The sequence below is a fragment of the Caulobacter sp. GW821-FHT05F04 genome (genome assembly GCF_059419665.1).
Genome location: NZ_JBWKSF010000010.1, coordinates 148,979 through 160,396 on the forward strand (window position 1 = coordinate 148,979; position 11,418 = coordinate 160,396).

General features: G+C 68.9%; 14 protein-coding genes. 3 read left to right on the forward strand and 11 right to left on the reverse strand.

Annotated features, from left to right (window positions below; genetic code table 11):
* Position 1: 1 nt before the first annotated feature.
* From tolQ to ruvC, 6 genes are all read right to left on the reverse strand, one after another.
* A complete protein-coding gene (tolQ, locus tag AC07R7_RS22950; protein ID WP_125159123.1) occupies positions 2-700 on the reverse strand; it encodes a protein TolQ in 699 nt (232 codons plus the stop codon).
* A 115-nt stretch (positions 701-815) separates the two neighbouring features.
* Entirely contained in the window at positions 816-1,283 is a 468-nt protein-coding gene (gene ybgC / locus AC07R7_RS22955) for a tol-pal system-associated acyl-CoA thioesterase (RefSeq protein WP_494636710.1), read from the reverse strand.
* Positions 1,280-2,104, reverse strand: a complete 825-nt coding sequence (locus tag AC07R7_RS22960) for an FtsW/RodA/SpoVE family cell cycle protein (RefSeq protein ID WP_494636711.1) — start codon at positions 2,102-2,104, stop codon at positions 1,280-1,282. The genes ybgC and AC07R7_RS22960 overlap by 4 nt, the downstream gene beginning before the upstream one ends.
* 5 nt (positions 2,105-2,109) lie before the next feature.
* Complete coding sequence (gene ruvB / locus AC07R7_RS22965; protein ID WP_494636712.1) at positions 2,110-3,144, reverse strand: Holliday junction branch migration DNA helicase RuvB; 1,035 nt, start codon at positions 3,142-3,144, stop codon at positions 2,110-2,112.
* Entirely contained in the window at positions 3,141-3,758 is a 618-nt protein-coding gene (ruvA, locus tag AC07R7_RS22970; protein WP_494636713.1) for a Holliday junction branch migration protein RuvA, read from the reverse strand. Before ruvA ends, ruvB begins: the two co-directional genes overlap by 4 nt.
* On the reverse strand, positions 3,755-4,276 hold the full coding sequence (gene ruvC, locus AC07R7_RS22975; protein ID WP_494636736.1) for a crossover junction endodeoxyribonuclease RuvC: 522 nt from the start codon (positions 4,274-4,276) through the stop codon (positions 3,755-3,757). Before ruvC ends, ruvA begins: the two co-directional genes overlap by 4 nt.
* Positions 4,277-4,397: 121 nt before the next feature.
* Here ruvC and AC07R7_RS22980 point away from each other — a divergent pair, with 121 nt between their 5' ends.
* Together AC07R7_RS22980 and AC07R7_RS22985 are read left to right on the forward strand one after the other, a co-directional pair.
* Positions 4,398-5,819 carry a M20/M25/M40 family metallo-hydrolase gene (locus AC07R7_RS22980; RefSeq protein ID WP_494636714.1) on the forward strand — a complete coding sequence of 474 codons (1,422 nt, stop codon included), beginning with the start codon at positions 4,398-4,400 and terminating at the stop codon, positions 5,817-5,819.
* 68 nt (positions 5,820-5,887) lie between these two features.
* Positions 5,888-6,169, forward strand: coding sequence for a hypothetical protein (locus AC07R7_RS22985; protein ID WP_494636715.1), 282 nt, complete (start codon positions 5,888-5,890; stop codon positions 6,167-6,169).
* 16 nt (positions 6,170-6,185) lie between these two features.
* Here the strand turns inward: AC07R7_RS22985 and AC07R7_RS22990 are convergent, their stop codons facing one another.
* The 3 genes from AC07R7_RS22990 to AC07R7_RS23000 all read right to left on the reverse strand — a co-directional run bounded on the left by AC07R7_RS22990 (position 6,186) and on the right by AC07R7_RS23000 (position 8,964).
* Positions 6,186-7,118 carry a nucleoside hydrolase gene (locus AC07R7_RS22990; RefSeq protein ID WP_494636716.1) on the reverse strand — a complete coding sequence of 311 codons (933 nt, stop codon included), beginning with the start codon at positions 7,116-7,118 and terminating at the stop codon, positions 6,186-6,188.
* 61 nt (positions 7,119-7,179) lie between these two features.
* Positions 7,180-8,142, reverse strand: a complete 963-nt coding sequence (locus AC07R7_RS22995) for a phosphoribosylaminoimidazolesuccinocarboxamide synthase (RefSeq protein WP_494636717.1) — start codon at positions 8,140-8,142, stop codon at positions 7,180-7,182.
* Between the two features lie 66 nt (positions 8,143-8,208).
* A complete protein-coding gene (locus AC07R7_RS23000; protein WP_492886866.1) occupies positions 8,209-8,964 on the reverse strand; it encodes a YebC/PmpR family DNA-binding transcriptional regulator in 756 nt (251 codons plus the stop codon).
* Positions 8,965-9,118: 154 nt separating this feature from the next.
* On the opposite strand from AC07R7_RS23000, the gene AC07R7_RS23005 reads away from it, so the two are divergent.
* A complete protein-coding gene (locus tag AC07R7_RS23005) occupies positions 9,119-9,784 on the forward strand; it encodes a glutathione S-transferase family protein (RefSeq protein WP_494636718.1) in 666 nt (221 codons plus the stop codon).
* Here the strand turns inward: AC07R7_RS23005 and AC07R7_RS23010 are convergent.
* Together AC07R7_RS23010 and AC07R7_RS23015 are read right to left on the reverse strand one after the other, a co-directional pair.
* Entirely contained in the window at positions 9,781-10,605 is an 825-nt protein-coding gene (locus tag AC07R7_RS23010) for a TIGR00282 family metallophosphoesterase (protein ID WP_492886870.1), read from the reverse strand. The genes AC07R7_RS23005 and AC07R7_RS23010 overlap by 4 nt on opposite strands.
* 9 nt (positions 10,606-10,614) lie before the next feature.
* Positions 10,615-11,235, reverse strand: a complete 621-nt coding sequence (locus AC07R7_RS23015) for a 5-formyltetrahydrofolate cyclo-ligase (RefSeq protein WP_494636719.1) — start codon at positions 11,233-11,235, stop codon at positions 10,615-10,617.
* Positions 11,236-11,418: the final 183 nt, after the last annotated feature.

The following is an 11,418-nucleotide window of genomic DNA, read 5'->3' on the forward strand; positions in this document are numbered from 1 at the left end:
CCTAGACCCGGTCCGACAGGCGGCGCTGGATCGCGGTCGACAGATCGTCGGCGAAGCCTTCCAGGCGGCCGGCGTACTTGCCCGCGTCGGTCGAGAACTTGTTGTAGGCGATATAGGCCGGGATGGCGGCGATCAGGCCGACGGCCGTGGCGAACAGCGCCTCGGCGATCGACGGGGCCACGACGGCCAGCGAGGTGTTCTTCGAGATCGCGATGTTCTGGAAGGCGTGCATGATGCCCCAGACCGTGCCGAACAGGCCGATGAACGGGCTGGCCGTGGCGACGATGGCCAGGCTGCCCAGGCCTTCCTCGACCTTGGCGTTCTCGCGGGCGATCTGGGCGTCTAGGATGCGGTCGATGCGGGCGATCAGGAAACCGGCCTGATTCTCGCTCATGGCGCCCTTGGTCTTGGCGTCGCGCCATTCCTTCAGCGCCGCCTGCAGCATGCGCGGCAGGGCGTGGCGCGGATTGGCGCCGGCCTCGCCCGCGACGTCCTCGAGCGAACGCCCGCCCGAGACCTGCTCCTCGAAGCGGTCGGCGGCGCGGTTCAGGCCCGCGAAGCGAACCAGCTTGTCCAGAATCACGGCCCACGAGCCCAGAGACGCCAGGATCAGGCCGATCATGACGGCCTTCACGACCCAGTCGGCCTGCATGAACAGGGCGAAGAACGAGAAATTCGGGGCGGCTGCCGAGGCGTCCATGCGGGTTATGGCTCCGTTGGGGCGTCTGAAACTCTTATCACGCGCCGTATGGCATGAAGCGACGCTTGGGTGAAACTATGACAATCGTCGAGCGATCCCGAAAAACGCTGTTTGTTTATTCGTCGTCGCTGATCAGCCACGGCGCCAGCTGCGCCAGCATCTCCGCCGTCGGACGACGCGGACGGCCGTCCAGGGTGATGCAGATCGCCTCGCCCCGGGCCTCGACCAGCACCTCGTCGCCGCGCGTCACCTTCTGGCTGACATAGAGCCGCGCGCCCTTCACCCGGTCATAGGTCGTGCGCACGATCAGCGCGTCGTCGATCCGCGCCGAGCGCTTGAAGTCCAGCGTCATGTGGATGATCGCGAACGCCGTGTCGGCCTTGGCCAGCGCGGTGTGCGAGATTCCGACCATGCGGAAGAAGTCGCTGCGCCCCCGCTCCATGTAGCGCAGGTAGTTGGCGTGATAGACGATCCCCGAGAAGTCGGTGTCCTCGTAATAGATTCGCACGGGCAGCTGATGCTCGCGGCCGGAGAACACGCCGGCCGTCGGTTCAGGAGCGGTGGGTTCGGGCGGGGTCGTCATGAGGACTGCTTAGCCGCTGGCGTCGCGAACGTCAGCCCCATCGACATCAACCACCCCAGCACCGGCGCCGCCCCCGCCCCGATCACCGGCGCGGGATAGTTGGCGATCAGGTTGGCCAGGACGAAGCCGGCCCAGGCGGCGGCGAGGGCCAGGGCGGCGGGGGCGCGGCGACTCCAGAGCATGGCCATCGGCACGGCGATCAGCGCGACCGCCGCGAGCGGGCCCAAGGTCGGCGAGACCTCGAAGGCGCGACGGACAACCAGTTCGACGTGGTCGACGGCCGGCAGGGGATCGGGACGGCTCAGCGCCCAGGCGACGCCAGCCCCGCCGATGACGGCGAGGATCCCGGCCAGGCGGCGCTTGGACTTGTCGACCAGGGCCACGACGCCGAGCGCCAGGGTCAGGGCCAGCACGGACGCCGCGTCGGGCTGGGCGGCGAGGACGATCAGGGTCGCGGCCAGCAGTAAGGCGACGATGGCGTCGAGGCGCTGAGCGGCGGTCCAGGCGGCCAGCGGGACCAGCAGCGAGGCGGCGTGCAGTTGCAGCGGTCCGACGGCCACCCAGCGGCGGACGCCTTCCATCGAGACGCCGGCGACCAGGATGTAGGCCTCGATGGCCAGCGTCAGCGCGAGGACGATCACGGCGGCGATGCGCCCCGGCGGCCGGACGCGCCAGGCGATAACGATCGCCGAGAGCGCCCCGACCACGCCGGCGGCGACCTGCAGGATCATCGCCGAGGACGAGCCGCCGGCCGCGCGGATCGCCAGGACCGAGATGACCAGGGTGGCCACGACCTGCAGCATGACGGCGGCTTTGCGCATGGCCGCTACTCGTCGAACAAACCGCCCTGCCCCGTCGGGGCCGGCGGCGCCTTGAGACCCAGGTGCAGATAGGCCTTGCCGCAGGCCACCCGCCCGCGCGGCGTGCGCTGGATGAAGCCCTGCTGCATCAGATAGGGCTCGATGACGTCCTCGACGGCGTCGCGGGCCTCGGCGATGGCGTAGGCGATGGTCTCGACCCCGGCCGGGCCGCCGCCATAGTGCTCGATCAGGGCGCGCAGATAGCGGCGGTCGAGACTGTCGAGGCCCACTTCGTCTACTTCAAGCCGGGCGAGCGCCAGGCCGGCGGCCTTGCGGTCGATGACGGCCGCGCCGTCGGCCTCGGCGAAATCGCGGACACGGCGCAGCAGACGGCCGGCGACCCGCGGGGTGCCGCGAGCCCGCTTGGCGATCTCGTCGGCGCCGTCCTCGGACAGCGGCGCGCCCATCTTGCGGGCCGCGCCCAGCAGCACGTGGCGCAGCTCGGCCGGGGTGTAGAACTCCAGCCGAATCGGAATGCCGAAGCGGTCGCGCAAGGGCGTGGCCAGCATCCCCGCTCGCGTCGTCGCCGCCACCAGGGTGAAGGGCGCCAGGTCGATGCGGATCGAGCGCGCCGAGGGTCCCTCGCCGATGACGAGATCCAGCACATGGTCCTCCATGGCCGGATAGAGGATTTCCTCGACGTTCGACGACAGGCGGTGGATCTCGTCGATGAACAGGACGTCGTTCGGCTCGAGATTGGTCAGGATCGCGGCCAGGTCGCCCGGCTTGTTCAGCACCGGGCCGGAGGTGGCGCGGAAATTGACGCCCAGTTCGCGGGCGATGATCTGGGCCAGGGTGGTCTTGCCCAGGCCCGGCGGACCGAACAGCAGCACGTGGTCCAGGGATTCGGCCCGCCCCTTGGCGGCCTCGATGAAGATGCGCAGATTACCCTTGGCCTGCTCCTGACCGACGAACTCGGCCAGGGTCTGCGGGCGCAAGGCGCGGTCGGTCGCGGGAACCTGGTCGCCGTGCTGCGGCTCGCCGGAGATGACGCGGGTCATCGCCCAAGCTCCTGCAGGCCGGCCTTGATCAGCGCCTGCACCGTCGCCTCTTCGCCCAGGCGATCGGCGGCGGCCTCCACCACGCGGCGAGCGTTCACCTCGGCGACGCCCAGGCCCATGAGGGCGGCGACGGCGTCGCCGGTGGGCGCGGGCTTGGCGAGCGCGGCGGTCGCGCCCGAGGCCGGGGCGGCTGTCAGCACCGGCCCGTCGGTGATCGGCTTGTCCTTCAGTTCGGTGACGATGCGCAGGGCCAGCTTGGGTCCCACGCCGTTGGCGCGGCCGACAGCGGCCTTGTCCTCGCGGGCCACCGCCGACGCCAGCTCCGCCGGAGACAGCACGTCCAGCACCGCCATGGCGGCCTTGGGTCCAACGCCCTGAATCGCCTGCAACAGCACGAAGGCCTTGCGATCCTCGCGCGTGGCGAAGCCGTAGAGCCGCAGGCCCGCGCTCTCGCTCCACTGGCTCTCGATGTGCAGCAAGGTCTCCTCGCCCAGGGCCGGCAGGCGCTGAAGCGTGCGGTGGCCGCAGCGGACGACGTAGCCGACGCCCATGACGTCGATCAGGGCCTCTTCCTCGCCGACCTCGGCGACGGCGCCCCGCAATCTTCCGATCATGCGACCCTCCGATTGGCGACGCGCAGATTGGCGTGGGTGACGGCGACGGCCAGGGCGTCGGCGCAGTCGGCCGTGGTCTTGCCGGCCGTGGGCAGCAGGCGAGCGATCATGAAGCCGATCTGGGCCTTGTCGGCCGCGCCGGTGCCGACCACCGCCTTCTTGACCAGACGCGTGGAATACTCAGCGACCAGCAGCCCGGCGCGGGCCGGCGCGATCAGGGCGGCGGCGCGGGCGTGGCCCAGCTTCAGCGTCGACTGAGCGTTGGTGTTGAGGAACACCTCCTCGACCGCCGCCTCGTCGGGCTTGTGCTGCTCGATCACCGCGCAGATGCCCTCGAACAGATGCAGCAGGCGCTGGGCGAAGTCAGCCTTCTCGTCGGGAACGATCACCCCGTGGGCGACATGGCTCATGCGCGAGCCCTCGACCGTCAGCACGCCCCAGCCGGTGCGGCGCAGACCGGGATCGAGCCCCAGGATTCGGATTGGCGTGCGATTCGCGTTCATCATGTGTTCTCGCACCATCGCCTTTTCCCGGCCCCACGAAAAGCCAGTCCTTTGCTAACGAGGCGTTAACGGCGGCCCTTGCGCCGCGAGCGCTGGCGGGCTCTCCTCGCGCCCAGGTTCATTGGGGAGAGTACGGATGAAACGGTCGGTGTGGATGACGGCGGGCGCCCTTGTGGCCCTCGCGACGACGGCGAGCGCGCAGGTCGCCGAACCGCCCAAGACCGTCCGCCCCGACCAACTGGCCTTCCGCGACCTCTACAAGGAGCTGGTCGAGATCAACACCACCCTGTCGGTCGGCAGTTGCACCCAAGCGGCAGAGGCGATGGGCGCGCGGCTGAAGGCGGCGGGCTTCCCCGAGGCCGACGTCAAGGTGGTGGTCGCCGACGGCCATCCCAAGGAGGGCAGCCTGGTGGCGATCCTTCACGGGACCGATCCGAAATCCAGGCCCATGCTGCTGCTGGCCCATATCGACGTGGTCGAGGCCAACCGCGCCGACTGGACCCGCGACCCGTTCAAGCTGGTCGAGGAGAACGGCTACTTCTTCGGGCGCGGGACCTCGGACGATAAGGCCCAGGCGGCCATCTGGGTCGACAGCCTGGTCCGCCTGAAGCAGGCCGGCTTCAAGCCCAGGCGCGACATCAAGATGGCCCTGACCTGTGGCGAAGAGAGCGAGGCCTATAACGGCATCGAGGACCTGGTGAAGAACCACCGCCCGCTGGTCGACGCCGAATTCGCCCTGAACGAAGGCGCCGACGGCCTGCTGGACGAGCATGACAAGCCCGTCGTGCTGGAGGTCCAGGGCGGCGAGAAGGTCTATCAGGACTTCACCCTGACCGTGACCAATCCCGGCGGCCACTCCAGCCGCCCCGTCCCGGCCAACGCCATCTACCAGCTGTCGGCGGGCCTGGACCGGATCGGCGCCTATGGCTTCCCGCCGCGCTTCAACGACGCCACGCGCGGCTACTTCACCAAGATGCAGGCCCGCGTGCCGGCCGAGCAGGCGGCGGCGATGAAGGCGCTGGTCGCCAACATCAACGATCCCGCCGCTCTGAAGACGGTGACCGCCGACCCGATGTGGAACTCGATGCTGCGCACCACCTGCGTGGCCACGATGGTCAATGCCGGACACGCGCCCAACGCCCTGCCCCAGCGCGCCACGGCCAACGTCAACTGCCGCATCCTGCCGGGCACGCCGGTCGAGGAGGTCCGGACCAAGCTGGCCGAACTGGCGGGCGCGCCCGTCGCCGTGACTCTGGCCCACGAGCCCAACAGCGTCTCGCCGCCGCCGCCCCTGACGCCGGCCATCATGGGCCCGATCGAGAAGGAAGCCGCCAAGCTGTGGCCCGGCGTTCCGATCGTGCCGATCCTGCTGACCGGCGCCACCGACGGCGTCCACACCAACGCCGCCGGCATCCCGACCTATGGCGTCTCGGGCCTGTTCGGCAGCTCGGACGGCGACGGCATCCACGGCCTGAACGAGCGCATCCGGGTCAAGTCGCTCTATGACGGCCGCGACTTCCTCTACGCCCTGATCAAGGACTACGCGGGCGGCAAATAGACGCCCCTCGCCTCTGGAACCGTCGTCCGATCTCCCTATCTCCGCTCCAGCGTAAAGGGAGACGGACGATGGTCGAGACATCGGACGACGGCATCCTGGCCGAGTACATGGTCAGCTACTGGTCGATGAAGCACGAGAAGCTCGACCGACCGACCAAGCTTCTTGAGACCCTCTACATAACCGAGCGCTACCAGGCCGGCGAAAATCTTCGCGAAGCGCGGTCGGCCTATGATCACTCGGTCTGGAACGGCGTGCCGGTGGGCGAGATGGATCGCCGTCTGGCCGAGCTCGACCAGTTCATGCGCGAGCTGGTCCGCGAACGCGCCGCCCAGTGGCGCCAGCCGCATTAGGAAGCCGGGGCGAGACTCAAGCCGCCTCCACCGCGCTCCAGCCGAACAGGCCGCCCAGGATCAGGCGCTTGACGGCGGCGACGTCGAGGCCCGTGCAGACCTCGGCGTTGGGCGCGCCGTCGATGCGGTCGACGCGGCCCAGGCGCTCGCCGTCGACGACCACCCGCAGGCGCGCGGGCGTGAAGCTGAAGAGCTCGGGCGCGATCAGGCTGGCGGCCGCCACCGAGTCGTGCGGCCGACAGCCTTCGCCGCCCCAGACCTGCTGATGGAAGGCGATATAGGGCCCGGCCGCCTTGATCAGGCGCTGGGACAAAGGCGAGCCGCAGCAGGCCGCGCCCTTGGCCAGGTCCTCGGCGGTGACCGACACCTGGTGCGTGACGTCCATCGGCATCAGGCGCGGCATGACCCGGCCCTCCAGCGTGCGCTGCAGGGCCTCCGGGTCGCTCCAGCTGTTGAAGTCGGCGCCGCCGGCCGCCTTGCCGGCCACCTCGAAGGCGCCGGCCATGATCGTCGGCCGCCAGTCGCGGAAGGCGGCGGGGTCTTCCAGCAGCCCCTTGGCCAGGTTGGTCAGGGGGCCGAGGAACAGCCCCATCACCTTGCGACGCGCGGCGAAGGCCAGGAAGTTGGCCGAATGGCCGCGCTCCAGCTCGGGCAGCTTCCAGCGCTGCGAGAAGCCCGCGCCGTTCAGGCCGTCGACTCCGTGGGCGGGCCGCATCCGCTCGACCCGCCGGCGGGCCAGGCCCGAGCCGGCGCCGATATAGACCTCGGCCCCGCAGCCGGCCAGCCGCAGCACGCCCCGGGCGTTGGCGGCGGCCTGGTCGACATAGGTGTTGCCGAACACGGCCGAGACCGAGACCACGTCCACGGCCTGTCGCGCGCGGGCCAGAAGCGTCAGCGCCAGGGCGTCGTCCACGCCGCAATCGGTGTCGATGTGAACCCGCAGGACCATGTCCGCAGTCTAGCCGCGCCCCATGACGGCGAGAAGAGCGGCGAGAGAGATCAATCCCCGCCTAACCCGCCAGGTAGGCGTCCAAATTCCGCTTCACCCGCGCCATCATCGGCTCGTCCGCCGCGGGGCGCTGGAACGCCTGGCCGGTGATCGTCTCGAACGCCTCGATATAGACGTCCGAGGTCTGCCGGATCAGGTCCGTGGGGATTTCTGGGATCGGGTCGTTGTAGGGATCGCAGCGCTGGGCCACCCAGGCGCGGACGAAGTCCTTGTCGAAGCTGTCGGGGCGCTCGCCGGCCGCGAACCTGGCGTCGTAGGTCGCCGCCTTCCAGAAGCGGCTGCTGTCGGGGGTGTGGATCTCGTCGGCCAGGACGATGGCGCCGTCGGCGTCGAGGCCGAACTCGTACTTGGTGTCGGCCAGGATCAGCCCGCGCTCGGCCGCCAGGGCCTGGCCGCGCGCGAACAGGGCCAGGGCGTAGGCGCTGAGCTGGTCCCACTGCTCGGGCGTCAGCAGGCCCTGTTCCAGGATATGGGCGGGCGACAGCGGCGCGTCGTGGTCGCCGTCGGCGGCCTTGCTGGTGGGGGTCAGGATCGGCTCGGGCAGGCGCTGGTTGGCGCGCAGGCCGTCGGGCAGTCGCACGCCATACATTTCGCGCTCGCCCTTGTTGTAGAGCGTCAGGATCGAGGTCGAGGTGGTCCCGGCCAGATAGCCGCGCACCACCAGTTCGACCGGCAGCATCTCCAGACGCCGGCCGATCAGCACGTTCGGGTCCGGATAGGCCAGGACGTGGTTGGGGCAGATATCGGCGGTGGCGTCGAACCAGTAGCGCGCCGTCTGGGTCAGCACCTGGCCCTTGTACGGCACGGCGCACAGGATGCGGTCGAAGGCGCTGAGACGGTCGGACGCCACGATCACCCGGCGGCCGTCCGGCAGGTCGTAATTGTCCCGCACCTTGCCGCGATAGTGGTTGGGCAGGCCGGGCAGGTCGACTTCAGCCAGGGCGTTCGGGGCGGAAAAGGTCACCGGGGCCTCGTCGCTGGAAATACTGGAAGTAAGAAGGGGAGGCCCATTCGACCTCCCCCAAGAGCGTCAGCCCAGCTTGGCCAGGTCTTCGTCGCTGATGTCTTCGTTCGAATAGACGTTCTGGACGTCGTCGTCGTCGTCCAGCAGGTCGAGCAGCTTCATCAGGGTGGCGACCGAGTCGCCCGTGACCGGCACCTGCATCTTCGGGCGCCAGGCGATCTTGGTGTTCGACGCCGCGCCGAACTTGGCTTCCAGGGCGGCGGCCACCTCGTTCAGGCTTTCGAAGGCGGTGTAGATGGTGTGGCCTTCGCCCTCCTCGTCCATGTCCGAGGTGACATCGTCGGCGCCGGCCTCGATGGCGGCTTCCATCATGGCGTCTTCCGACGCGGCCTTGGCCGGGTAGGTGATCTGGCCGACGTGATCGAAGTTGAAGGTCACCGAGCCGGTGGCCCCCATGTTGCCGCCGATCTTGGTGAAGTAGGACCGGACGTTTGCGGCGGCGCGGTTCTTGTTGTCGGTCAGCACCTCGACGATGATGCCGACGCCGCCGGCGGCGACGCCTTCATAGCGGATTTCCGAATAGTCGGCCGCGTCGCCCATCTGCGACTTCTTGATCGCGCGGTCGATGACGTCCTTGGGCAGGCTCTCGGCCTTGGCGTTGTTCACGGCCAGGCGCAGGCGCGGGTTCATGGCCGGGTCGGGCAGGCCGGTCTTGGCCGCGACGGTGATTTCCCGCGACAGCTTGGAGAACAGCTTGGAGCGCGCGGCGTCGGCGCGGCCCTTGCGGTGCATGATGTTCTTGAATTTCGAGTGGCCGGCCATTCGGAGGCTCTGTCTCTGGTCTGAAAAATGGAGTGTGGGCGCTTCTAGCCCCCGAGGGCGGGTTTTGTCACCCCCAAGGGGCGCCGGCCGGCGCTTGCACTTCGTCCCGCCCCGATGATAGTTAGGCGATAACTTAAGTATCAGGGAGCGACCGATGAGCCTGACGCTACACGCCCACCCGCTGTCCTCGTTCTGCTGGAAGGTGCTGATCGGCCTCTACGAGAACGACATCGCCTTCGGGAACGTGATGGTCAACCTGGGCGATCCGTCCGGGCGCGAGGCGTTCCTGAAGCTGTCGCCGATGGGCAAGATGCCGGCGCTGCGCGATGAGGCCCGCGACGAGACCGTGCTCGAGACCAGCGTCATCCTCGACTATCTGGACCTGCGCTATCCGGGCCGCGTGCGGTTCGTACCGCGGGACCCGGACCTGGCCTGGCGGACGCGGTTCTGGGACCGCTTCTTCGACCACTACATCCATCACCCGATGCAGCGCATCGTCGCCGATCGCATCCGGCCGGCGGAGGCTGGCAGGGATCCGTACGGCGTCCGGGAGTCCTACGCCCAACTGGCCACGGCCTGCGATCACCTGGAAAAGGAACTGGCCGACGGCCGCGACTGGATGTGCGGCGACTTCGGCCTGGCCGACTGCGCGGCGATGCCGGCGCTGTTCTACGCCGACAAGGTCCAGGCGCCAGAAGCGCCCTTTGGGAACCGCTGGCCGCTGTGCCTGGCCTATCTGGAGCGCCTGAAGAGCCGCCCCTCGGTCCAGCGCGTATTGGCCGAGGCCGAGCCGTTCTTCCAATACTTCCCGACCGCTTAGGCGACTTCCGGGATCGACTGCCGCAGCCGCCCGCCGACGCGGATCGGCTCGACACGCACCGCCAGGCCCGTGCGGTCGTCGGTCTCGACGAACACGCCGCACACCGTCGCCGGCCCCGAGGCCGGCGTGTAGCGCCCGCCGCTGATCTTGGTGGTGAAGCGCCGCAGAGGCTCTTCCTTCTGGTTGCCGATGACGCTGTCATAGTCGGCGCAGGCGCCGGCGTCGGTCTGGTAGGCGGTGCCGCCCGGCAGCACCTGGCAGTCGGCGGTCGGGACGTGGGTGTGGGTGCCGACCACCAGCGAGGCGCGGCCGTCGCAATAGTGGCCCATGGCCATCTTCTCCGACGTCGCCTCGCAGTGCATGTCGACGATCACCGCGTCGGCCACCTGGCCCAGCGGGGCCTTGTCCAGCTCACGGTCGGCGGCGGCGAACGGGTCGTCCATGGCGTCCATGTGCACCCGGCCCAGCAGGTTGACGACAAACACCGTCTTGCCACTGTCGGTCTGGAAGAGATGGCTGCCGCGCCCCGGGGCGTCGGACAGGATCGGGTAGTTGGCCGGCCGGATCAGGCGCGGCTCGCGGACGATATAGGTGAGAGCCTCGCGCTGGTCCCAGCTGTGATTGCCCAGGGTCAGGCAGTCGGCGCCAGCCTCGAACAGCTCGCGTGCGGTGTTCTCGGTGATGCCGAAGCCGGCCGCGGCGTTCTCGGCGTTGATGATCACGAACTCGAGGGAGAGCCGGCGGCGAAGATCGGGCAGATGGTCGGCCAGGCCGTCGCGGCCCGACTTGCCGACGACATCGCCGAAGAAGGCGAAACGCATCGAAAGTCCTTAAGGAGGGCCTGGGCGGCCCATGTCATTGACCGCGATATACTCTTTTTCGGTGAGAATAGCGTCCAGCCTTTGATCGTGCGGCTCGTGCGGCAAATTCTCCGCCTGCTGGCCACTGTAGGCCAGGCCCAGCACGACAACGGACTTGCGAGCCCTCAGGGCTTCCAGCGCCCGGTCGTAATAGCCGCCGCCCTGCCCCAGGCGCAGGCCGTCGCGCTGGAAGGCCAGCAGCGGCGTGATGACCAGGTCCGGCAGCACGACCGGCTGGGTCGGCGGAGGACCGCGCAGGCCGATGGCGTCATGGACCAGCGGCTGGCCGACGTCCCAGGCGCGGAACACCATGCGGCGCGTCTCGGCGTCCTCGACGGCCGGCAGGGCGATCGTCCAACCGGCCTCCCGCATCTGGTCGGCCAGGATGCGCGGCGACACCTCCGAGCCAAGCCCGTGATAGAGCGCGGCGACCTTACCAGCGGGATCGGGGAACAGTCGCGCCAGCGGCTCGCGCGCCACCTCGGCGATCATCCAGTCGGCTTCGGGGTGCTCCAGCGCCAGCTGCTTGCGCTGGTTGCGCAGAAAGACGCGCAGGGCCGTCTTGGCCGCGACAGGATCGGTGATCGCCATCCGTCGCTTATAGGAGACCATCGCTTCGGGAAGAAAGGTGGCGGCGCCGCGAAGAACCGTGAAGACGTTTCAATCCACTCGAACCTGTCAGTAACAGGTGGGCCCCGTGTTCCCGCAGCCACGGCCACGAGAGGGAACAGGTCCCGATAGAGAGATTAAGGTCCCTGGGAATAGAAATCTTCG